21 protein-coding genes are annotated in these 23,747 nt (G+C 32.1%); 1 reads left to right on the top strand and 20 read right to left on the bottom strand.

The window, feature by feature from the left end; translation table 11 throughout:
• Window positions 1-51: 51 nt before the first annotated feature.
• The 11 genes from NSS86_RS05095 to NSS86_RS05045 form a co-directional block, all read right to left on the bottom strand.
• Window positions 52-870: an MIP/aquaporin family protein gene (locus NSS86_RS05095; RefSeq protein ID WP_001103743.1), complete on the bottom strand. Its 819-nt coding sequence runs from the start codon at window positions 868-870 to the stop codon at window positions 52-54.
• 474 nt (window positions 871-1,344) lie between these two features.
• A complete protein-coding gene (locus NSS86_RS05090) occupies window positions 1,345-1,887 on the bottom strand; it encodes a glycerol-3-phosphate responsive antiterminator (protein WP_001077635.1) in 543 nt (180 codons plus the stop codon).
• 5 nt (window positions 1,888-1,892) lie between these two features.
• The gene (gene mutL / locus NSS86_RS05085; RefSeq protein WP_000516269.1) at window positions 1,893-3,902 is read right to left on the bottom strand and encodes a DNA mismatch repair endonuclease MutL; all 2,010 of its coding nucleotides are present in this window, start codon (window positions 3,900-3,902) and stop codon (window positions 1,893-1,895) included.
• A 12-nt stretch (window positions 3,903-3,914) separates the two neighbouring features.
• Entirely contained in the window at window positions 3,915-6,533 is a 2,619-nt protein-coding gene (mutS, locus tag NSS86_RS05080; protein WP_000073352.1) for a DNA mismatch repair protein MutS, read from the bottom strand.
• Window positions 6,534-6,835: 302 nt separating this feature from the next.
• Window positions 6,836-7,327 (bottom strand): energy coupling factor transporter S component ThiW, encoded by a 492-nt coding sequence (gene thiW / locus NSS86_RS05075; protein ID WP_000842277.1) that lies wholly within the window; start codon window positions 7,325-7,327, stop codon window positions 6,836-6,838.
• Window positions 7,328-7,353: 26 nt separating this feature from the next.
• Window positions 7,354-7,719 (bottom strand): RicAFT regulatory complex protein RicA family protein, encoded by a 366-nt coding sequence (locus tag NSS86_RS05070; protein WP_000282386.1) that lies wholly within the window; start codon window positions 7,717-7,719, stop codon window positions 7,354-7,356.
• Entirely contained in the window at window positions 7,720-9,264 is a 1,545-nt protein-coding gene (miaB, locus tag NSS86_RS05065; RefSeq protein WP_339302352.1) for a tRNA (N6-isopentenyl adenosine(37)-C2)-methylthiotransferase MiaB, read from the bottom strand.
• A gap of 133 nt (window positions 9,265-9,397) precedes the next feature.
• Entirely contained in the window at window positions 9,398-9,691 is a 294-nt protein-coding gene (locus NSS86_RS05060; RefSeq protein WP_000655666.1) for an MTH1187 family thiamine-binding protein, read from the bottom strand.
• A gap of 93 nt (window positions 9,692-9,784) precedes the next feature.
• A complete protein-coding gene (locus tag NSS86_RS05055; RefSeq protein WP_000190138.1) occupies window positions 9,785-10,651 on the bottom strand; it encodes a 2-oxoacid:ferredoxin oxidoreductase subunit beta in 867 nt (288 codons plus the stop codon).
• Complete coding sequence (locus tag NSS86_RS05050) at window positions 10,652-12,412, bottom strand: 2-oxoacid:acceptor oxidoreductase subunit alpha (protein WP_000804320.1); 1,761 nt, start codon at window positions 12,410-12,412, stop codon at window positions 10,652-10,654.
• A 139-nt stretch (window positions 12,413-12,551) separates the two neighbouring features.
• Window positions 12,552-13,349 (bottom strand): TIGR00282 family metallophosphoesterase, encoded by a 798-nt coding sequence (locus NSS86_RS05045; RefSeq protein WP_001222105.1) that lies wholly within the window; start codon window positions 13,347-13,349, stop codon window positions 12,552-12,554.
• A gap of 173 nt (window positions 13,350-13,522) precedes the next feature.
• Here NSS86_RS05045 and NSS86_RS05040 point away from each other — a divergent pair, with 173 nt between their 5' ends.
• Entirely contained in the window at window positions 13,523-13,738 is a 216-nt protein-coding gene (locus NSS86_RS05040; protein WP_000026308.1) for a hypothetical protein, read from the top strand.
• Window positions 13,739-14,034: 296 nt separating this feature from the next.
• On the opposite strand, the gene rny is transcribed toward NSS86_RS05040, so the two are convergent.
• The 9 genes from rny to NSS86_RS04995 all read right to left on the bottom strand — a co-directional run bounded on the left by rny (window position 14,035) and on the right by NSS86_RS04995 (window position 23,741).
• Window positions 14,035-15,594: a ribonuclease Y gene (gene rny / locus NSS86_RS05035; protein WP_001050913.1), complete on the bottom strand. Its 1,560-nt coding sequence runs from the start codon at window positions 15,592-15,594 to the stop codon at window positions 14,035-14,037.
• A gap of 353 nt (window positions 15,595-15,947) precedes the next feature.
• Window positions 15,948-16,991, bottom strand: a complete 1,044-nt coding sequence (recA, locus tag NSS86_RS05030; protein WP_000368166.1) for a recombinase RecA — start codon at window positions 16,989-16,991, stop codon at window positions 15,948-15,950.
• A 164-nt stretch (window positions 16,992-17,155) separates the two neighbouring features.
• Window positions 17,156-18,307, bottom strand: a complete 1,152-nt coding sequence (locus NSS86_RS05025; protein WP_000020347.1) for a CinA family nicotinamide mononucleotide deamidase-related protein — start codon at window positions 18,305-18,307, stop codon at window positions 17,156-17,158.
• Window positions 18,308-18,530: 223 nt separating this feature from the next.
• The gene (gene pgsA / locus NSS86_RS05020; protein WP_001025093.1) at window positions 18,531-19,109 is read right to left on the bottom strand and encodes a CDP-diacylglycerol--glycerol-3-phosphate 3-phosphatidyltransferase; all 579 of its coding nucleotides are present in this window, start codon (window positions 19,107-19,109) and stop codon (window positions 18,531-18,533) included.
• 33 nt (window positions 19,110-19,142) lie between these two features.
• On the bottom strand, window positions 19,143-19,535 hold the full coding sequence (locus tag NSS86_RS05015; RefSeq protein ID WP_000859443.1) for a RodZ family helix-turn-helix domain-containing protein: 393 nt from the start codon (window positions 19,533-19,535) through the stop codon (window positions 19,143-19,145).
• An 18-nt stretch (window positions 19,536-19,553) separates the two neighbouring features.
• Window positions 19,554-20,381, bottom strand: coding sequence for a YmfK family protein (locus NSS86_RS05010; protein WP_000214890.1), 828 nt, complete (start codon window positions 20,379-20,381; stop codon window positions 19,554-19,556).
• Window positions 20,382-20,485: 104 nt separating this feature from the next.
• Window positions 20,486-21,190, bottom strand: coding sequence for an SDR family NAD(P)-dependent oxidoreductase (locus NSS86_RS05005; RefSeq protein WP_000646228.1), 705 nt, complete (start codon window positions 21,188-21,190; stop codon window positions 20,486-20,488).
• On the bottom strand, window positions 21,190-22,476 hold the full coding sequence (locus NSS86_RS05000) for a pitrilysin family protein (protein ID WP_000664775.1): 1,287 nt from the start codon (window positions 22,474-22,476) through the stop codon (window positions 21,190-21,192). The genes NSS86_RS05005 and NSS86_RS05000 overlap by 1 nt, the downstream gene beginning before the upstream one ends.
• Window positions 22,476-23,741 (bottom strand): pitrilysin family protein, encoded by a 1,266-nt coding sequence (locus NSS86_RS04995; protein ID WP_000089941.1) that lies wholly within the window; start codon window positions 23,739-23,741, stop codon window positions 22,476-22,478. Before NSS86_RS04995 ends, NSS86_RS05000 begins: the two co-directional genes overlap by 1 nt.
• Window positions 23,742-23,747 lie beyond the last annotated feature (6 nt).

Here is a 23,747-nt window from a genome sequence, read left to right as displayed (position 1 = left end):
TAATCCATGAATCAAACATGTTAAATTATGCTATTTACGTTTCTTTTTATTTTAGTAAATTGATTCGATATCACCTTTTTTTGATGATTTATTTAAAATGTAACCTAAAATCAAAGTAATAATAACTACAACAATTGCAATTGCACAACCAATATTAAATGTATGTTTATAAAATACAGCGTATACCACTGCACCTAATAAACCACCGGCAATTGGTCCTAAGATAGGAACGATTGCATATGACCAATTTGAACCACCTTTACCAGCTATTGGTAAAATCGCATGTGCAATTCTCGGACCTAAATCACGTGCTGGGTTGATTGCATAACCAGTAGCACCGCCTAAACTTAATCCGATTGCAACAATTAATGCTCCGACAATTAAAGGATTTAAACCATCGGCAATTTTGTTTACACCGATAAATAAAATACCTAAAGTTAATGCCATTGTTCCGATAATCTCACTTAAAAAGTTGGCAAAGTAATTCTTAATAGCCGGTGCTGTAGAGAAAACACCTAATTTCGCGCCAGCTTCTTCTGTCGCTTTCCAATGTGGCAAGTACATTAACCATACAATTGTTGCTCCGACAATTGCACCTAACATTTGAGCAACAATATAACCAGGAACTAATGACCAATCAAAACTTCCGTCTAATGCAAGAGCTAAAGACACCGCTGGGTTTAAATGTGCACCTGAGAATTGACCGACAGCAAACACACCCATTGTAACCGCTAATCCCCATCCAGCTGTGATGACAATCCAATCAGCACCATTCGCAGCACTTCTCTTTAAATTGACATTGGCACAAACGCCACCACCAAAAAGGATTAAGATTGCAGTTCCTAGGAATTCTGCTAAATATACATTCATATTAAATGTCCTCCCAAAAAGACAAAGAGATTCCTACACTAGCAGTTTGGCTCGTAGAAATCTCCCGTCTCTATTCTATGTATTAACTTTTATTATATTTGTTATGATACTATCGATATGAAAGCGTTGTCAATGGTTTTTGTAAAAATTTTGTCAAATTTAATTTTTCAAGTCTTTATAAAAGTAGTTTAATTTGAAAACTAGAAATATCAATCCGCACTAATTTATTTATGACGCCATTTTGTTTAATTGACATTCTTCAGCCATATTTTTTATGACTAGTTGCATTTTTTACTAATAAACACCTCTAAAACTTTAATGATTTTAATCGTTTTAGAGGTGCTAATTATGTTATTTAATTATTCTTTGTATGATACCTTAAATACCTTATTACATATCCCATATGAAAACGGCTTTTTTATTATGTTATATGACTAAATCTCGTGAAAAATGAAATTTTTGCAGACTTATGATTTACCAAAGTTTATCATAACTAGTTGTTACATATTTCGCTCCATTTTTAACAGCTTCATTGACTTCATCTATTGTATTAATTAGGCCACCTGCAATGACTTGTGTGTTTGTTTCTTTCTGAATATGATGAATCGCTTTACTCGCAACACCTGGAAGTACTTCAACAAAATCAGGTTCCACTTTTTTTATCAAATCTATACTGCGTTTCAATGCTTGACTATCAATAATAAATACTCTAAAAATCGTTAAAGTATTTAATGATTTAGCTTTTTTTATTACTTTAGATTTAGTCGATACGATACCTTTTGGCTTGTATTGCTGAATAATAAATTCACTTGCAAATTCATCGTGGCTTAAACCTTTTATCAAATCTATATGAATAAAACACTCTATATGATTTTGCTTCAGCAATTCCATAATACTTTTTATATGTCCTATATGCATATCTAGAAGCACACACATTTTATAATCTGTTTTAATCAGTTTCTCTAAATCTTTAATGTTTCTTATAGCAGGCAATATGTTGTTATTCACTTGATTCATCCTCTCTACATCACACGCTTAAATAATTTTTCTAATTCGTATTTTGAAAAATTAATGATTATTGGACGACCATGTGGACATGTAAATGGATCTTCCGCTTCTCTTAATTGATCAATTAAATCAGACATTTCATGTTTTTGTAAATAATGATTCGCTTTAATAGATTTTTTACATGACATCATGATTGCTACATCTTCACGTAATTTTTTAATATCTACTTTTTTCTCTTCCAAAATTAGCTCAATCATATCTTTAATGATTTCTTCTACTTCATCTTTAGGGAACCAAACTGGATAGCTACTTACAATATAATCATGACCACCAAAATGTTCTAACATGATACCTACTTGTTGAAGCTCATTTTTATATTGATCAATAACTAATTGTTCATCCTTTGAAAAATGAAATGTTAACGGGATTAATAAATCTTGTACTTCATTGGTAACTTCACCTATTTTATCTCGAAAATATTCATATTTTATTCTTTCTTGAGCTGCATGCTGGTCAATCATGTACATGCCAAATTCATTTTGAGCAATAATATACGTCCCATGTACTTGGCCAACAATTTCCATATATGGAATTCTTCGTTTAGGGTCTTTACTTTTTGTTCCTTTAATATCGTTTACATCATAATAATCATCAGACGCTTTATTCTCATAATTTTGCACAGATGCATCCTCATTTGAATCAAATGTTTGATCCATTTCTTGTAAAATTTCTTGTTGTTTTTTGAAGTAGTCTTCATCTTTTTCACGTGTATTATTATAACCAGAAGATTCATCATCAGTTATTAAACTTTCAGATGTTTTCGTTACGAATGGATTATATGAATCTTCTTTTATAACTATCTCATCGTTTTGATTTTCTGCCATAAATGACTTACTGTTACTTTCTTCAGATGAAAACGTCTTCTCTTGGTTATTCTCTGTGTTTTGTCTTTGTTCAAATTCGATTTTTTGTTGTTCGAATGAATATAATACTTTATTTTTTTTTGGCACATAATCCAAGTTATTTTTAGGAATTAATATACGGTCTTTAAATGCTTCTTGTATTTTGCTCACTATCAATTGATATAGTTGCTCTTCTTTTGATAAACGCACTTCTAGTTTTGTTGGATGAACATTTACGTCTACTAAGATTGGATCCATTTCAATATTAATATAACAAATCGGGAACCTACCTATTGTTAAGAGTGTATGATAGCCTTCTAAAATCGCTTTATTTAGCATAAAGTTTTTAATGTATCGTCCATTAATAAAAATAGAAATATAGTGCTTATTACTTCTAGAATGTTCAGGCTTTGCAACAAAACCTTCAATGTGATAATCACTTGTATCTCCAGATATATGTACTAAATCTCGTGCAACTTTCATCCCATAAATCTCTGCCATCACTTCATTAGTTCGTCCTGAACCATTTGTACTTAACATTGTTTTGCCATCTGAAATGAGTGCTATTCGAATGTCCGGATGGCTCATAGCCATTCTATTGACAATATCTGTTATTTTACCTAGTTCAGTGTATAAACTTTTAATATATTTTAAACGTGCTGGTGTATTATAAAATAATGATTCTACAAGTATATCTGTTCCTTTTTTCGCTTTTGCAGGCTTATGATTTAATATTTCACCATTTTCTACATATATTTCATTTCCATTAGCATTATCCGTGCAAGTCTTCAATGTTACTTTAGCAACTGATGAAATACTGGCTAGTGCTTCACCACGGAATCCTAATGTCCTAATATGAAATAAATCTTCATCTTGATCTAATTTACTAGTCGCATGTCTATGAAATACTAATCCTAAGTCTTCCGCTTCAATTCCGCTTCCATTATCGACTACGCGAATAGATTGGACGCCAGATTCCTCTACTTCAATGCTTATTTCTGTAGCGCCTGCATCTATAGCATTTTCCAACAGTTCTTTCACAACAGAACTCGGTCTTTCAACTACTTCACCTGCTGCGATTTTATTTGCTAATGAGGTTTGGAGTTCTTTAATTTTCCCCATTTTGCAACACCTCTATTTTAATTGATTTTGTAATTCACTTAACTTCACCAATGCCTCAATTGGTGTCATATTAGATAAATTCAAATTTTTAATTTGTAGTTCAATCTCGCTTTCTTGATCATTTTCAAACAAATCAAATGATGCTTGTTCAAAGTCTTTTTGAGATAAAGTATCAGTTGTTTCTTCAACACTTAAGTTTAAATTTTCTTGATTAATTTCAGGTTCATTTTCGACCATTTTTAAATTTGATATCGATGATTTTTTACCAGCAGACGCTTCAAACTCGCTTAGGATCACTTGTGCTCTGCTAATAACTTTTTCAGGTAAATCAGCTAATTTCGCAACTTGAATACCATAACTATCGTCAACTGCACCATCTTTGACTTTATGCAAGAATATAAGTTCACCTTTATATTCATTAGCAGCGACGTGAACATTTTTTAGACTTGGTAATGCTTGATCTAATGTTGTCAATTCATGATAATGTGTTGAAAATAACGTTTTAGCATGCGATGTTTCAGCTACATACTCTATCATTGCCTGCGCTAAAGCTAAACCGTCATACGTTGAAGTACCACGTCCAATTTCATCGAAAATAATCAAACTATCCTCTGTTGCATAAGTTAATGCCTTTTGTGCTTCTAGCATTTCTACCATAAACGTACTCTTACCTGAAACCAAATCATCTGCCGCACCTATTCTAGTGAATATTTGATCAAATATAGGTAACACTGCCTCTTTACAAGGGACATAAGCTCCCATTTGGGCCATTATACTAATTATGGCAACTTGTCTCATATATGTCGATTTACCAGACATATTCGGACCTGTAATTAAATATATAAATGTTTCATTATCTAATCGACAATTATTAGGCACATAGTCATTATAATCCATTACTCTTTCCACTACTGGGTGCCTAGATTCCACTAATTCTAATGTTTTATTTTCACTAAATGAAGGCCTAGTGTAATTATATTTTTGAGCAATTTCTGCAAAGCTCTGTAAACAATCTAGCTCTGAAATAATTTTAGCTTGTTGTTGTAAACGTTCAGTATATTTTTTAACTTCTTCACGTAGCTGAACAAATAATTGATATTCTAATTCGATGGCTTTGTCTTCCGCACCTAAAATGATATCTTCTTTTTCTTTAAGTTCATCAGTTATAAAACGTTCAGCATTCGATAACGTTTGCTTCCTCATATAACCAAATTCACTTGGTTCAAAATTTTGCAAGTTGGCACGTGTTATTTCTATAAAATAACCAAACACTTTATTAAAGCTTATTTTCAATGATTTTATTCCTGTACGTTGTCTTTCTTTGGCTTGTAATTCTGCTAACCATGTTTTTCCGTTTTTTGAAGCTTCAAGATATTCATCTAATTGCGTATTAAAACCAACTTTGAATAGTCCGCCATCTTTAACTGAAATTGGTGGTTCTTCTACTAAACTCTGTTCTAATATATCAAGTAAATCATCAAGGGGTTCTAGTTGATTAACTTGTACAAGCGTATTCTGATTCATAGAATTTAGTAATGCTTTAATATTCGGTATTTCAGAAATGGAATGTTTAAGTTGAATTAAATCTCTCGCATTAACATTTCCGTAACTAACACGCCCAACAAGACGTTCAATATCATACACTTGATTAAGATATGTTCTTAAGGTGTCTCTTTCTATGAAATGAGCACTAAATTCATCAACGATATCTAATCGTGCTTCAATTTGTTCTTTACTTATTAGTGGTCTATCTATCCATTGTTTTAAGCGGCGTGCTCCCATTGGTGTTTTCGTTTCGTCCATTAGCCAAAGTAGCGTTCCTTTTTTTGATTTTAATCGAATGCTTTCCGTTAACTCAAGGTTTCTCTTAGCATAAAAATCCATTTTCATATAATCTATAGCTGCATATTGAACAACATCCTCGATATGCGATAAATCACGTTTTTGTGTATGATGAATATAATCTAGCAATAATTGTGTCGCTTGATACATTAATTTATGTTCAGTTTGATTCACACTATAGATTTCTGATGATAACGTTTCCCTGACTGTTATTGTTTCTGTCACCATATTAATTTGTCTTTTTAAATTATCGGAAATATTGTCATTGATAACAACTTCGTTAGGGTTTATCGTCGTAATTTCATTTAATAAAGTCGCTTCATCATTAAAATGTGTAACCTTTAATTCGCCAGTAGAAACATCACAGTAACTAAGCGCAATTTCAGGTTGATTCATAACAAAACTTAAAATATAGTTATTTTGTTTATCATCTACACCACCTTGCTCCATCACAGTTCCTGGAGTCACAATTCTTACTACCTCACGTCTAACCATACCTTTCGTTTGTTTCGGATCTTCCATCTGTTCACAAATAGCTACTTTATATCCATTATTAACAAGTGTATCTATATAACTATCTGCAGAATGATACGGAACACCACACATCGGAATTGGATTTTCTTTTTTAGCATCTCTTTTAGTTAAAGTAATTTCAAGTACACGTGATGCCTCCTTGGCATCTTCATAAAACATTTCATAGAAATCACCTAGTCTAAAAAATAATAAGCAATCTTGGTATTCTGATTTTATTTTTAAATATTGCTGCATCATTGGTGTAACATTAGACATATTATTTCTTCACAACCCTTGTCTCTTTTTAAAATTTGTCTTTACAATATATTCGTTTGTAAGCTTTCTAATTATTAATTATTTAACTTATACATTTTAACATACTTACTTTTACAAACCTATTCATACCATATAATCACGAAGCATCTTAAATGTATAAGAAAACGCCTCAAACCTAATAAAATGTGTCAATAGCATGTTTAGAATTAAATTAAAATTCTAACATTCAAGACATTTAATTAAGTAAGGGCGTTCAATATTAAAATGAACAATGACTCTGTTTGAAATCATATATCATAAAATTATTTTATAAACCTTTGAAGAATACCACGTTTTTTTAGAGTAATTAATAAGAAATAACTTATAATAGATCCGATAGCACTTGAGACTATGAACGTAATCATTAGCGGTTTAATGAAGAAGTCTTGAAGCCCAAGGAAATATGCTAATGGTATACAAATTAAACTTCCGATGACACCAGTTCCAAGTACTTCACCGACCGCGGCCATGAATATATGTTTACGATATATGTAAAACATACTAGCCAATAAAACTCCAATCATACTACCTGGAAATGCAAAAGCTGTACCAGTACCAAAAAGAACTCTTAAAATTGATGATATAAGCGCTTGAGCTAATCCATACCAAGGACCTACTATGACCGCACTTAATACATTTACAAAATGCTGTACTGGTGCTGCCTTAACTGGTCCTAGAGGAATGATGATAATACTGCTTAATACAACATTTATTGCAATTAAAAGTGCAGTTATAGCCAGTTTTCTTGATTTCATATGATTGTTCTCCTTTTTGTTTGTAATTAATCACTATGCTTGGCTTTATTATGGTCATTTAAACGTGTTTCCATTGTTGATACAAACATTTTCAATAATTGATTCGCTTCATATTGTGAAGTTTGAAACTGTTCAACTATGGGCAATGTATTTATTTCTGCTTCTATACTTTGAATGGTATGTTCCGACTGTTCTAGCGCATTTTGTTTCCCGTAATTTTGAAAGTTTACTGCTTGTTTTTGATGCTTTTTTAACATATCCATTTTAGTCTTTATCGTTTGGTTCTGATGAATCTGTGCTTCAATTTGTTGATATGTTTTGATAGTATCCAAATTTTTAATTTTATTTGCAATATTATCCGCTTGTTTCAACACGTCATCTTTATTATACATTTATTGAATCACCATTTCCGGCTCTACTTCCTTTACAAAACTGCCATTTAATGAATACTGTTTAGCTTCATATATTCGTACTTCCACTAGTTTACCAATCATTTCTTTAGGTGCTTTGAAATTAACTAGCTTATTTTTATCAGTGTAGCCAGCAAGAACCTGATCATCTTTTTTACTACTACCTTCACAAAGTACTGTTACAGTTTGTCCTTCGTACTTACTCATAGCTATTTGTGAATAATGACCAACTTTTTTATTCAAACGTTGCAATCGTTCCTTTTTGACATTTAAAGGTACATTATCTTTCATTTTAGCAGCAGGCGTACCATCACGTTGTGAATACAAGTACGTATATGCATGTTCAAAACCAACTTCATCATACAGAGTTAAAGTTTCTTCAAATTGTTCCTCTGATTCATTTGGATACCCTACAATAATATCTGTAGTTAATGCTACATTAGGAATTCTATCTTTGATTCGTTTTACTAAATCCAAATAACTTTCTCGTGTATATTTTCTACCCATTATTTTTAATACTGCATTATTTCCAGATTGAACTGGCAAGTGGATATGAGGAACGATATTACCACCCTCTGAAATAACATCAATCATGTGATCTGTAAAGTCCCAAGGATGACTTGTTGTGAAACGAACTCTTGGAATCGCTATTTTAGAAATTGCTTGTAAAAGATCTCCTAAGTCATATTCTATATCCTGTAAATCTTTACCATAAGAATTTACATTTTGACCTAAAAGCGTTATTTCTTTGTAACCTTCACGAGCAAGTTCACGTACTTCATCTATAATGTCTTCAGGTCTACGGCTTCGTTCTTTACCTCTTGTAAATGGAACAATACAATATGTACAAAACTTATCACAACCATACATAATATTGACCCATGCTTTAATGTTGCCTTCACGGACTTTTGGAAGATTTTCAATAACGTCTCCTTCTTTAGACCATACTTCAACAACCATTGCTTTAGATAAGTATGCTTCTTCTAAAATTTCTGGTAAATGATGAATATTATGTGTACCAAATATCATATCTACATTTTGATACGATTTTAAAATTTTATTCACTACTGACTCTTCTTGTGACATACAACCACAAACACCGATTAAAATATCAGGTCGTTCTTTTTTCAAATGCTTCAAATTACCTATTTCACTAAACACTTTGTTCTCGGCATTTTCTCTAATCGCACATGTATTAATTAAAATAACATCTGCAGTGTTAATATCAGTCGTTGCTTGATAGCCTAATGCTTCAAGTATACCAGCAATGACCTCAGTGTCATGTGCATTCATTTGACATCCATATGTTTTAATTAAAAATGTACGCTCGTTCCCCATACCGCGATATTTTTCATCAATTTGGAAATCTCTATTATAACGAACTTCTTGTTTACCTCTTTTTTTCGCTTCTTTTAAATTAGGCGGCTGATAAACATGTTCAAAATATTTACTATAATCTTTTTCTGCTTTCTTATCTCTCTCAGCTAAAACATCTACAGAACTTGCTTTTCTTTGTTCTTCGTTCACTTTACAAAATCCTTTCTATTTGCCCGTATCATTTAATAATTATATTAAATTTAACTATAAAGTGCAAAAACAGTTAAAGTTATACGTCATCTCTAACAAGCCAATTCAAATCCAGTTTACTTCACTTTTAATGTTATTCATCATATTTTTCAGTTAAAGTTTCAATAGTGATGCCATCTGGCACATGATAAAACTTAACTTGGCTAATAATACTTGGACATTCAAGTTCCACCATTCGTTCATTTAATGATTGTATTAAAATTAAACATTCATTCATATTTCCTTGTACTGTCGTTTCTAACGGACCTACTCTAAAATGCAAACCAGATTCGTCAATTATTTTAATCGCCTCGTCTACGTAAGGTATAACATTGTCATTGTTTGGTGTTTTAGGAATTATTTGTATACTCATTAATGTGTCTTTCATTTTTAAAAACTCCTTTATTTTTTGTAATAGTAAAAAACTGAGTAGCATAAATGGATCTGTTATAAATACATTTATACGACTCAGTTTTAATTATTAAATAAATTGTTCAGTTAATGCATTGAAGGTGTCTTCAGTAATTTTGATATCTCTTTTAGCAAGTGGTGTATCATCTAACTCTTTAATTTGAGATTCATATGATGGTGTTTCTTTATCTTGATAAACAATACCAGTTACTAAAGATTCATGTTCAATAACAGTTTTAGTCGCTAATTGTTTATCTGTAGAATCATAATTTTCAATGTCATCAACACTTGTTAAATGTTCTTTAAACCAATCGTATGTGTTAATTTTATTATAAGTCACACATGGTGAAAAGACATTAACGAATGAAAATCCATCATGATTAATTGCATCTTCAATTAGTTTTGTTAATCCTTTAATATCGCTTGAAAAACCTTGGGCTACAAATGTGGCACCAGATGATAATGCTAATTCTAAAGGCGCAACATTTTTTTCTATATTACCTTTTGGCGTTGTTTTAGTAACAAATCCTACTGCTGATGACGGCGATGTTTGTCCCTTTGTCAAACCATAAATTTGATTATCCATGACTATATACGTCATGTTCATATTTCTTCTTAAAGCATGGATTGTATGCCCCATACCTATAGCATAACCATCACCATCTCCTCCCGATGCAATAACAGTTAAATCTTTATTCGCCATTTTTACACCTTGAGCTAAAGGTAATGCACGTCCGTGAATAGAATGAACGCCATAAGAATTAATATATCCTGAAAGACGGCCAGAACATCCTATACCGGTGATGATAGCTACTTCTTCAGGTTCTAACCCTATATTTGCGGCTGCTTTTTGAATTGCAGCTTGTACTGAGAAATCGCCACATCCGGGGCACCAGTTAGGCTTAACATTATTTCTAAAATCTTTAAATGTCGCCATCTATACCATCTCCTTTATTTCAGTAGCAATTATTTTGCCTTTTTCTTCGATTTCATGTGGTAGGAAAGGTGTCCCATCATACTTTGTATAATTTTCAATCTTATCATGAATATTGACATTCATTTTTATAATACTAGCCAATTGTCCTTGATAATTGTGCTCCACTACAACGACTTTCTTCGCTTTATTAACTGCATCTTGAATAACGCTTGTTGGGAATGGATGCAATTGTCTAATTTGTATAGTGTTAACTTTTATGCCTTGTTGATTCAAACGGTTACTACCTTCTTGAATTGCACCTTTTGTAGAAATAAAACCGATATAAAGAATATCTGCATCCTCATGTTGTAAGTTAGCTTCTACTGGCGATTCAATTAGTAACTGCTCAATTTTACGCATTCGTTTTTCCATTTGTTGTTGTCTATTTGACGCAGATTCACTAGGTTTACCTTCTTCATTGTGTTCCACACCAGTTATATGATGAATACCTCCTTTAACACCGGGGATAGGTCTAGGAGAAACACCATTGGATGTTAACGCATAACGCTTGAAATAACCTTTATCATCTTCTTCACGTTCAATATCAGATTGAATGATTTCACCACGTTTAATTTCAATGCGATTATAATCTAATTTTTCAACAGTTTGTTTACCTAAAGATAATTGCAAATCACTTAAAACTATAACAGGGCATTGATATTGTTCTGCTAAATTAAAGGCTTCCATAGTTAAATAAAATGCATCTTCTGCATCAGTTGGTGCTACAACTATTTTTGGAATATCACCATGTGTACCATAAATCATTTGCATTAAATCTGACTGTTCTTGTTTCGTAGGTAATCCAGTAGAAGGTCCACCTCGTTGAGTATTAATAATGACTAATGGCGTTTCAGTCATACCAGATAATCCAATTGCTTCCATCATTAAAGATAAACCTGGACCAGCACTAGCCGTAAACGCTCTGACTCCACCATAATTTGCACCAATAGCCATAGTTACAGCAGCAATTTCATCTTCTGTTTGAATAACCGCTCCGTTTACTTTAGATATATTGGCAATCATATATTCCATAACTTCAGACGCAGGTGTAATAGGATATGCCGCCATAAATTGTGAACCTGCAGCAATTGCACCTAATCCAATGGCATCGTTACCAATCATATATAGATGTGGTAGTGCATCTGTTGACTCTAATTCAAAGTCCCCGTCGATTTCAGGTAAGCGGGATTGCATTAATTGATAACCTTCGTTTAATGCTTGGATATTGACTTCAACTACCTTGTCACCTTTTTTAGAAAACATATTAGTAATAAGTTCTTCAAATGTATTTGTATTCAAATTCATCAATGCGCTAGTAGCACCTATTGCAACCATGTTTTTCATTAATGCTGTACCTAATTCTTTAGCGGTTGCTGTAAAAGGTAATTCAATAAGCTGTGCATGACATCCTTCTGGTTTCACAGGTTTAGCCTTGGCATCAGCTAAAATAATACTGTCTTCTCTCATTTCATGATGGTTAACATCAATTGTTTCTTGGTCAAATGCAATCAAAATATCTAAATCATCACTAATTGCATGAACAGGCGTCGTAGAAACTCTAATTTTATTATTCGTATGTCCACCTTTGATACGACTTGAAAAATGTCTATATCCATATAAATAATATCCTTTTCTATTCATAGCCGTAGCGAAGATTTCCCCAGTTGATTCAATACCTTCGCCTTGTTGACCGCCAACTTTCCACGATAATTGTGGTTTCATAGTTATATGCCTCCTATGGATATATTTCATATTAAATGATAACAAAAAGAACCACCGATTTACTATGTAAACAGTGGTACTATATTAAATTCATACTAATGGACGATAGGGTCCAATTCGAATGTTTACTTACGTAATTTTAAAATGTTGAAAATGGATGGTCATCATTTATCAATATACGTTCGATGTGCTTTGTTTTACCTTCTTTGTCTAAATCAATAACAACACCAGATAATACACTTCTACCTTCATTTGGAACAACATGTCTTTGTGGCAAACTAGTGATAAAACGCTCAATTACCTCTGTTTTATTTATTCCTAAAATGCCGTCATAAAAACCTGTCATACCAACATCCGTTATATACCCTGTCCCCTTTGGTAAAATACGTTCATCTGCTGTTTGAATGTGTGTATGCGTTCCAACAACAGCGCTAGCTCTACCATCTAAATGCCATCCCATTGCATACTTTTCAGAAGTTGTTTCTGCATGAAAATCAACAAATATAAACGGAGTTTGTTCTTGTGCTTCCTTGACTAATTGATCTGCCTTTTTAAAAGGATCATCAATATCTGGCATAAACGCTCTTCCTTGCAGATTAATAACTGCAAGTTTAATATCATTAATTTGTATAAATCTCATACCAATTCCCGGCGCTTCATCCGGAAAATTCGCTGGTCTTACTAGTCGTTTTGCTTCATCTATAAAATCATAAATTTCACGTTGACCATATGTGTGATTACCCATAGTCATGAAATCTACACCATTTCTTAGTAATTGTTTATATATTTTTTCAGTCAAACCTTTACCATGTGCTGCATTTTCAGCATTTACAATTGTAACTGTTGGTTTATACTTTTGCTTCAGTTGAGGTATGTACGTTTCAATTGCGTCTCGTCCAATTTTACCTACGATATCCCCTATAAACATTATTCTCATGTTTTGTTCATCCTCTCATAAATACTAGTTTAATTCATACGTTCTAATATTTAAAGTAAATATTAAATTCTTTGAATTATTTTTCTTCAATTATAGAGAGACATTACTTTGTCTGAAAACTTCAATATGTTAGTATTAAGACATCAAAATAAATAGGAGTTGTAAATAAATACATGTCTATTAATATTGATCCAGAAAAATTTGCAGAATTAGTGGTTATGTCTAACCCATCAAAATTCGAAGATGCAGAGGATATAGCTAAAGAAAGTTTAAAGCTTTACATTAATGCATATCGTTTAGCAGAGAGATATTCAACAATTGCAACAAATTGTTATGATACTGCAGAAGTTATAAAAGAATTAAAGAAAACAGATTTACAATTAAAATAACTCAACTTAGAAATAAATCCTAATTAATATTGCAGAAGAGAAGATGTGTTACATCTTCTCTTCTTTTTTATTGGTTAGAAAAGCACTCATCTTTATAGGTTTACATAATATAAATATAGTAAATACTAAGCCTAAAACATTTTTATTAAAAGCAATAACTTCTTATTTAATATAAGGTCCGTCTTACTTTCAAATAACCACTGTTTACTATAGTTATTACCGATAAAGTGCTGTCTAATTAGATTGAGACTACAACTTAAAAAAGCTCCCTCACTAATTTGTGAGGGAGACAAAAATTATTTCGCATATTCTACTGCTCTAGTCTCTCGAACAACTGTCACCTTGATATGACCAGGATATTGTAATTCATCTTCAATCTGATTTTTAATATCTCTAGCCAATCGATAAGATTTTAAATCATCAATTTCTTCAGGAGATACAATCACTCGGATTTCTCTACCTGCCTGAATCGCAAATGCTTTTTCTACACCATCATAACTTTCTGATAACGTTTCTAAACGTTCTAATCGACGAATATAATTCTCTAATGTTTCTTTTCTTGCACCTGGACGAGCCGCAGACAATGCATCTGCAGCAGCAACAAGGATAGATATAATAGATGTAGGTTCAACATCACCATGGTGAGAATGGATTGCATTAATAACTGTTTCATTTTCACCATATTTTTTCGCTAATTCTACACCGATTTCAACATGACTACCTTCTACTTCATGATCAATTGCTTTACCAACATCATGTAAAAGTCCAGCTCGTTTCGCTAATGTCTCATCTTCGCCTAGCTCAGCAGCTAACATACTAGCAAGATGCGCAACTTCAATTGAATGTTTAAGTACATTTTGACCGTAACTCGTACGATAGTTTAAACGCCCTACAATTTTTACTAAGTCAGGATGCATATTATGTGCGTTCACTTCAAATGTAGCTTGTTCACCTGCTTCTCTAATAATATCGTCTACTTCTTTTCTAGCTTTTTCGACCATATCTTCAATTCTACCTGGATGAATACGTCCATCAGATACTAAGTTAACAAGTGCTGTTCTAGCAATTTCTCTTCTTATTGGATCAAAACCAGATAATATAACCGCTTCTGGTGTGTCATCAATAATTAAATCAATGCCAGTTAAAGTTTCAAGTGTGCGGATGTTTCGTCCTTCTCGTCCAATGATTCGACCTTTCATCTCATCATTAGGTAAGTTAACTACTGATACCGTTGATTCACTTGTGTGATCTGCTGCTAATCTTTGTACTGCTGTAGCTAATAATTCTTTTGCTGTTTTATCAACTTTTTCTTTAGCTTCTTTTTCTTTTTCTTTAACAAGTACTGCAATATCTTGTGACAGTTCTTCCTCTACTCTTTGAAGTTGCTCATTAATAGCTTCTTCTTGAGTGAGACCGGAGATGCGTTCTAATTCTTGTTCATGCTTCATTATTAACGTTTGAACACTACTCTCTTTTGCATCTACTTGTTGTTGTTTTTCTTCAATTTTTGATTCTTTTTGCTCTAAAATCTCATCTTTTTTATCTAATAGATCAGATTTGCGCTCTAAGTTTTCTTCTTTTTGAAGAAGTCGGGTTTCTTGTCTTTGAAGTTCGCTACGTCTTTCTCGTAGTTCTGCTTCAGTTTGTTCTCTTAGGATTTGGTTTTCTTCTTTTGCCTCAAGTAATTTCTCTTTTTTGATATTGTCAGCTTCTTTATGTGCTTGATTTACAATATCTTCGGCAGTTTGTCTAGCTTGTGATTGCTTTTGAAGCAACAAATTTCGGGCAACAACATACCCTCCAACAACTCCTAGAATGATCCCCAGCAAAATGAGTAGGAGGCTTAATAAATTCACACAAACACCTCCTTTTCTAGGGTTTGCTCTTTATATGAAATTCAATATGACTTTATGAAATTATATATAAATCATACAAATTAATTGTACGGTTTATAGGAGATAAGTGTCAAGTTATCAATTTGCACTTTTGCACTATATTGAATGCTATTTCTACTATTTTCTAAAGTTTTGAAGCTCGATTATAAAACTATTGATAATGTAATAATAAATAAAATAAAAAACCTTATAGTCTCGATTTGTAGTGTATCCCATAAAGTTAGATATTATTCTAGCTTTATGAGATGAATATCACTTTCAATCAATCCTATAAGGATATTTGCTAAGTTTAACTATAGATATAAATTTGTGTACTATTCTTCGTCAAATAATGACTTTGGTGCATCTTCTGTTTCTTCAACATCACCATCAGATATACCTAATTTTTCTCTCAATTTACGATCAATTTCTTCTTTAATTTGTGGATTTTCTTTCAAGTACATTTTAACATTTTCCTTACCTTGACCCATTCGTTCGCCATTGTAAGAATACCATGCTCCTGATTTATCAACGATGTCGTTTTCAACACCTAAATCAATAAGTTCACCCTCTTTAGAAATACCTTGTCCATACATAATATCAACTTCAGCTACTCTAAATGGTGGTGCCACTTTATTTTTAACGACTTTAATTTTAGTTCTATTACCTACAATTTCTTGTCCTTGTTTAAGCTGTTCTGCACGACGTACTTCTAGTCTTACTGAACTATAGAATTTTAATGCACGTCCACCTGGTGTAGTCTCTGGATTACCGAACATAACACCAACTTTTTCACGAATTTGGTTGATGAAAATAGCAGTTGTATTTGATTTAGAAATAGCACCTGAAAGTTTACGTAACGCTTGTGACATTAAACGAGCTTGTAAACCAACGTGAGTGTCTCCCATTTCTCCTTCAATTTCAGCTTTAGGTGTTAAAGCAGCAACTGAGTCTACAACTACAATATCAACTGCACCACTTCTAACAAATGCTTCGGCGATTTCAAGACCTTGTTCACCATGATCCGGTTGCGATAAATATAAATTATCGATATCTACGCCTAATGCTTGAGCATATTCTGGATCTAAAGCATGTTCAGCATCGATAAATGCTGCCACCCCGCCATTACTTTGTACTTCAGCAATAGCGTGAAGCGCTACTGTTGTCTTACCAGAACTTTCAGGACCATAAATTTCAATAATTCGTCCTTTAGGATAGCCACCTACACCTAGCGCATTATCTAATGTAACTGAACCAGTTGATGTAGTTGAAACTCGGCGACCTATATTGTCACCCAACTTCATTACGGCACCTTTACCGAAAGATTTCTCCATATTTTTAATTACTGTATCTAAAGCTTTTTGACGATCGTTATCCAAAGCGAGACCTCCTAATTGAAATTGCTATCTTTTAATTATCTTATCAATACTATACAAGGATTCAAAATAAAATACAAGTGTTTTGCGAATATTTGTTCGTATAAAATCTTGAAATCAAAACGCAAAAACGAACAAACGTGCTTATATTTTTATCGATAATACAATTAATTTGTTGTTCTAAGCCAATTTAATAATCTTATGAGCACATAATTTTGACTTCTGTTCTTTAATAAATTTCTAGATTTAGACATTTTAAATTGCTCAGTTTTAAATTCAAAGTTATTATCATAGCCTATATGGACTACACCATCATACTCTAATAGAATAATTGCTGATGACACATTAAACAATTTATTAACAAATTGCACTGCATCTTTTAATTGCTGCTCAATAGGTTTATTAATATCAACAAAGTTTTCATTGTGATTAATCATACCCTTTAGAACATCGTTTAAATCCACTTCTTTCAATCGATGATATAAAGCACCATTAGTAATACCATCATATATTACAAAAGGTTCATGAATTTTCTTTATTACAGCTTGCTCAATTAATGTGTCATCTGAACCATAATAATATTCTCCAATACGATCAAGAATTTCTTGTTTAACAGGTTGAATCAATGATTGTGCTTGTTCTTTTGAGTCGGCATTTGCAGTCAATCTAATATATACTTCATGACTTCCCGCCAAAGGCGCAATCGTAGGATTAGTCTGTTTATCGATAAGATCTATTAATATTGTTTCTACTTTAGATTCACCTATTCCCGCAAATCTTAATAGTTCAGAATGTATAATTCGATTATGGTTTATAAAATGTGACAACAATTCATTTTTCACCATTGGTTGCATTTCTTTCGGTGGACCTGGTAATAAAATAATTTGTTTGTTTTCAAAATTCACCATCATTCCTGGAGCCATGCCATGATGATTTGCTAATACAGTTGAACCTTCAATTACTAAAGCCTGTTGTTTATTATTAGGTGTCATTTCTTGTCCTTGTTCCTCAAAATAGCTTTCAATATATTTTAAAGAAGGCTCATCAATAACTAAATCTTTACCAACAATCTGGGCCACTGTATGCTTCGTTAAGTCATCTTTCGTAGGACCTAAGCCACCTGTTAAAATAACAGTATCATATTTTTCTAACGCATGACGTACACTTGATTCTAAACGTTTTTTATTATCTCCAATAACTTTATGTTCTAATACATTTTGTCCAATTTCATTAAATACTTTAGATAGAAATTGTCCGTTGGTATTAGCGATTTGACCTAGCAATAGTTCTGAGCCTACAGCAATAATGGCAATTGACATTTATATCCCCCTTGTATCGTTTAATTCTTTTTTCATGTATTCCATTTAAAAATTCACATCAATTTTAGATTCAATGTATCAGATGCTACAACACATTTGCCTAAAAAATGAACAAATATTGTTTTACAATATATCATTATAAACAATTGCGTGGCTAATTTCTAAAATTGGGATTAAAAAAACTAGATTCCATATGAAAATGAAATCTAGTATAAACAAATATTTATTTTTGTTTAAAAACATCTCTACCTTTATAAAAGTATTCAATACCAGATAAGATAGTAAAAATAACGCCAATGTATAATAAAATTTGTCCTAATGACAAACCAATCAATGTTGCCAATGGATCACCTAATAACAACCAAGTAATTGCTACCATAGTAACTGCTGTTTTAATTTTACCTAATTGACCAGCTGCACTTACAAATCCTTGTTCAATTTGTAGTAAACGTAAACCAGTTACGGCAAATTCTCTGGCAATAATAATGATTGCTACTACAGAATTTGTTAGTCCTAGTTGCACAAGTACAATTAAAGCACTTGCAACTAATAATTTATCCGCTAATGGATCCAAAAATTTCCCCATATTTGTAACTAAATTCCATTTTCTAGCTAAATAACCATCAACAAAATCGCTAAGGGAAGCCAATATAAAAATAAAACCACTGATTAATAACTCAATTCTTATTTCATATCCTCCTAGAAATGACACATTGCCAAATCCAAAATCAACTAACGCAAACAATATAAAAACTGGTATTAACACTACTCTAAAAACCGTAATCTGGTTCGGAATATTCATTATACATCCTCATTTCTCACTAATTTATTTCTGTTAAAATATTAAAACTAACATGATCCATAACAATAAAGTTATTAAAACTGTAATACCCATGATTACTAATAATTGTATTGGCTCTTTTGATTTACTCTTATAATCTAAGTCTTTATTATTATTGAAAACTGTAATTACTTCGTCCCATTCGGCTTGGTTCGATGGAATTTCATCTTGATGAGCTTGAATTAATTGGTTAGGTTCAATATTTACTACGCTTGCATATTTTCTAATAAATCCTTCGCTGTAATTTTTATTCGGTAGTTGATCGAATTCATTATTTTCAATATGCACTAGCATTTCACGTTTAATTCCAGTACGTTGCTCTAATTCTGTTAAAGTCATTCCTAACCTTTCACGTCTACCTTTTAGCGCTTCACCGACCGTTTTCAATTCATAGCCTCCTTACACTTACTCGAAGAAACCAAAACCACCACCAAACGGATCTCCAAAATCTAAATTATTCTTACTTTGGACTGTCTGTTTCTTCATTTCTTCGTAATGTATTTCTTGATTTTCATTTTCTCTCAATTCGATAATATAGTCAAAATCTTCCATTGTACAAGTACTTGTTTCAACAAATAAATCTGGATGTTCAACGACTTTGATTGATGGTAACGTCATAACTTCGTTAACAAGCTCTTGATGTTTTGGATTAGATTCTCTGGCAGTAACTGCACCATCAATAATGTATACATGATTGGCATCATATTCCCCTTTAATTAGAGAGCTACGTACAGTTTGTTTTATTAAAGTAGAACTAATAAATAACCATCTCTTATGTGCACAAACACTTCCCGCAACAATTGATTCAGTTTTACCAACCCGTGGCATACCTCTAATGCCAATCAACTTATGACCTTCTTCTTTGAACAATTCAGCTAAAAAGTCTACTAACAAGCCTAAATCTTCACGCTCAAATCGAAAGGTTTTCTTATCTTTTGCATCTTGCTCAATATATCTACCATGTCTAACTGCAAGACGGTCTCTTAATTCTGGTTTTTTAAGCTTTGTTATTTCAATTTCATTTATACCACGAGCTATTTGCTCAAAACGTTCAACTTTTTCAAGATTGTCTGTTTTAATTAAAAGGCCTCGTTTACCTTGATCAACACCATTAATTGTAACAATACTTATACCTAACATACCTAATAAACTAGATACATCACCTAAAAGACCCGGTCTATTAATTTCAATTTCGTATTCTAGGTACCATTCTTTTTTCTCTGCAACTGTCATGGTGAACCTCACCCCTTGTTTAATTAACAAATTATGATTCATTGTAATATTCATATTATAACATCAATCATAAAAACATTTGCTCATAAAAATAGTTCTATATTTTAAATATACCAAGCACCATTAACTTTCTGTATAGTTCCAGTAACGCTTCTAGCATTTGAGTGATATAAATAGGCGCATGTATGAGCAACCTCACTCGGTAAAACCAATCGCTGTTGTGGTAATTCAGTTATCATTGCTTGAAGTTCATCTTCTTGCCACTCACTTGCCATATTACCGGCTACAAATCCAGGTGCGATAGCATTTACTGTCACTGATGTTAGTGCAAGCTCTTGACTAAGCGCCTTAACGAAACCTAATTGTGCACTTTTCATCGCCGAATAAATAGTTTCCATACTAGCTCCTGTCTCACCCCAAATTGATGAAATTACAATAATTCTTCCATTGGCACTTTGACGTAAAACATCAACGAAATATCTACATAATCGAATTAATTGCAAGACATTTAACTGATAACATGCATCAATATCATGGTCTTTCATATCTTGTAAAACACCATATAAAGACTGACCACTTGCATATATTAAACAGTCTAATGATTTAATGTCACCAAATGTTTTGTCAATATCAATTGTTTGAGATAAATCCGCTTGTATAAAACGAACTTTATCATCATTAAATTTGCTAGTTAATTCATTTATATCAGTACGATAATATTGCACATAAACTTCAAATCCATCAGTTAATAATTGTTTGACTATCTCAGAACCAATTGAACCAGAACCACCTAATACTAATGCTTTCATTACTTTTTAATCTCCAAACGACTATCGACTTGCTGATCTAAATTTAAATATAACGATGACGTTTCGTTAATACTATCTAACGTGATATTTTCAACAATGTCTAACATGTCAAACACGCTAACACCTTCAAAATACAATTTAGTATATTGATTAGCAATATATTCAGGTGAGTTTAAACTTGATATGAATTCACCTATAAATTGCTTTTTCAAAAGTTCAAATGCTTCTGCATCTTGGAAATTGCCTTTTTTATCACGCAACTCATCTAATAATAATTTTTTTAATTTATCTGGTTCTTCAGTAGCGCTTGTCACGATTGAAAAACTATACGTCGGCTCTAGTACAAATTGATAACCAAATGTATCATCGATAAGTCCTTCGTTTAATAAATTCTGATAAAAATCTGTTTCTTCCCCAAAAATTAACTCAAAGAATAATGACATTTCTAAATCACGTTGTACATATTTTTGAGGCGCTTCTTGTAATGGTTTATTTTTAAAACCAAGCATTAGTCTTGGTGATTGAATTTTCATAGATTCAGTAACAAATGCTTCTTTAACATCCTCCGGTTCATCAACAAGTCCTCGTTCGATTTTGGGTTGGTTAACTTTATTACGAGCATCCTCGTGTTGTTTTACTATTCGACATATTTCTTCTGGATTCACATCACCAACAACAAATAAAACCATATTTGATGGATGATAAAACGTTTCATAACATAGATACAAATCATCTTTTGTAATATCGTATATACTTTCTACACTACCGGCAATATCAACACGTATTGGATGTCGTTGATACATTGCACGCAATGTATTAAACATTAATTTATATCCAGGTTGTTCTTGATACATTTTTATTTCTTCTGCAATAATACCTTTTTCTTTATCAACAGTTTCTTTTGTAAAATAAGGCGTTTCAACCATTGTAAGTAAACGTTTAATGTTGTTTTCAATATTATCAGTTGCACTGAACAAGTAGCTTGTACGATCAAAGCTTGTAAACGCATTTGCTTGTGCATTATCTTCAGCAAACGCAGTAAATAAGTCTTCTTCTTCTTTTTCAAATAATTTATGTTCTAAAAAGTGAGCAACTCCATCAGGTACAGTAACAAATTGGTCTTGTCCAAGGGGTTTGAATTGATTATCTAATGAACCAAATTGTGTAGTGTAAGTGACAAATGTCTTTTGAAAACCTGGTTTGGGGATAATAAATAATCGTAAACCATTTTCTAATTCTTGTTCGAATACTCTTTCGTCTATTAATTCATAATAACGCTCTTTCATTATTTATCCCCTCCTTTTGTCAACACATAGATTGTATCTAAAAATGCTTTTTCAGCAACAGAAACAATATCTTCGCGACTTACCTTCTGTATATCATTTATAAATGTTTCTTTGCTTTGTGGTTGCTCTAATAATATTTGGTTATGCATAATCTCTATAATACTTTTCGGACGATCTTCAGATTCATATCGATGAGAAATGATTACTTTTTTAGCTAACTCTAATTTTTCTTCAGTGAAATCTCCTGCTTTTATTTTTTCAAATTCACTTATAATAGTGTCTTTTGCAGTTTCGTACTTATCACTTGAAACCCCACTCAAAACAAATAAATAGCCATTTTTGCCATCAATTTGTGAATGTATAGAGTACGCTAAACTTTGCTTTTCTCGCACTTCATTAAATAAAACAGATGAAGGATCTCCTCCAAACATCATGTTAAATACAACAAACGCAGCATATCCACTTTGTCCATATTGTGTTGGAAAACGGTATCCCATATTTAATTTAGCTTGATCCACGTCATCATATTCAACAATATAATCAACTTCTTCATCGTGTAAATGATGAGTAGAATGTTGGAATTGATGTTTATCGAATGGTTTAAGTGCAAATTTTTCACGTATTTGTTTCTCAACACTTTCAGGTTCTACATTGCCGACAACATAAACAGAACATTGATCATTATTAATCATTGATTGATATGTATGATATAGTGTTTCAGCAGTAATATGTGGGATTTGTTCTAGTTGTCCTGTAGATAAGTATTTATATGCTTCATTTTCAAACATATGGTCGAGTAATTTTAAAAACGAATATTGTGCTTTATTATCTACCATTGCTTCTATTTTTTTGGCTAATAATGTTTTCTCTTGGTTAACAAAATTATCATTGAATGCTTTATTTTCAATTAATGGATTCCAAATGATTTCTTGTAATAAATCTAATCCTTGATTAAATAATGATTCACCGTTTCTTAAATAACGTTCATTAACAATTTCTAATGAAAATGTAATGACATGCTGATCTTTGAATTTTGAAATTGTACTATTCACATACGCACCATATAAATCGGCTAAGTGATTATTAAACGACTTATCGGTTGGCCATTTCTTAGTTGCTCGAACTAATAATTTGCTTAATAATGATCTAGCTGTAATTGTGTCATATTCTAAAGGTGCCATAAATTTAAAAACTATAGTAGTTGTTTTAAATTTAGTTGTTGGTGAAACTTTGATATGTATATTTGGTTGAGATTGTCTACTCAAATATAT

It is taken from the genome of Staphylococcus sp. FSL W8-0056, from assembly GCF_037963075.1.
Classification (GTDB): domain Bacteria; phylum Bacillota; class Bacilli; order Staphylococcales; family Staphylococcaceae; genus Staphylococcus; species Staphylococcus aureus.
Note: the sequence above shows the minus strand (reverse complement) of the source record. Positions and strands in the feature narration are given on the sequence as shown.

Coding starts and splice junctions, on each gene's coding strand:
- NSS86_RS05010 (WP_000214890.1), bottom strand. CDS start 20,381: ATGACAGTTGCAGAGAAAAAAGAATGGTACCTAGAATACGAAATTGAA.
- NSS86_RS05045 (WP_001222105.1), bottom strand. CDS start 13,349: ATGAGAATAATGTTTATAGGGGATATCGTAGGTAAAATTGGACGAGAC.
- NSS86_RS05005 (WP_000646228.1), bottom strand. CDS start 21,190: ATGAAAGCATTAGTATTAGGTGGTTCTGGTTCAATTGGTTCTGAGATA.
- NSS86_RS05055 (WP_000190138.1), bottom strand. CDS start 10,651: ATGGCGACATTTAAAGATTTTAGAAATAATGTTAAGCCTAACTGGTGC.
- thiW (WP_000842277.1), bottom strand. CDS start 7,327: ATGAAATCAAGAAAACTGGCTATAACTGCACTTTTAATTGCAATAAAT.
- NSS86_RS05000 (WP_000664775.1), bottom strand. CDS start 22,476: ATGAAAGAGCGTTATTATGAATTAATAGACGAAAGAGTATTCGAACAA.
- pgsA (WP_001025093.1), bottom strand. CDS start 19,109: ATGAATATTCCGAACCAGATTACGGTTTTTAGAGTAGTGTTAATACCA.
- NSS86_RS05025 (WP_000020347.1), bottom strand. CDS start 18,307: ATGTCAATTGCCATTATTGCTGTAGGCTCAGAACTATTGCTAGGTCAA.
- NSS86_RS05050 (WP_000804320.1), bottom strand. CDS start 12,412: ATGAAACCACAATTATCGTGGAAAGTTGGCGGTCAACAAGGCGAAGGT.
- NSS86_RS05095 (WP_001103743.1), bottom strand. CDS start 870: ATGAATGTATATTTAGCAGAATTCCTAGGAACTGCAATCTTAATCCTT.
- NSS86_RS05060 (WP_000655666.1), bottom strand. CDS start 9,691: ATGAAAGACACATTAATGAGTATACAAATAATTCCTAAAACACCAAAC.
- mutL (WP_000516269.1), bottom strand. CDS start 3,902: ATGGGGAAAATTAAAGAACTCCAAACCTCATTAGCAAATAAAATCGCA.
- mutS (WP_000073352.1), bottom strand. CDS start 6,533: ATGTCTAATGTTACACCAATGATGCAGCAATATTTAAAAATAAAATCA.
- NSS86_RS05090 (WP_001077635.1), bottom strand. CDS start 1,887: ATGAATCAAGTGAATAACAACATATTGCCTGCTATAAGAAACATTAAA.
- NSS86_RS05070 (WP_000282386.1), bottom strand. CDS start 7,719: ATGTATAATAAAGATGACGTGTTGAAACAAGCGGATAATATTGCAAAT.
- NSS86_RS05040 (WP_000026308.1), top strand. CDS start 13,523: ATGTCTATTAATATTGATCCAGAAAAATTTGCAGAATTAGTGGTTATG.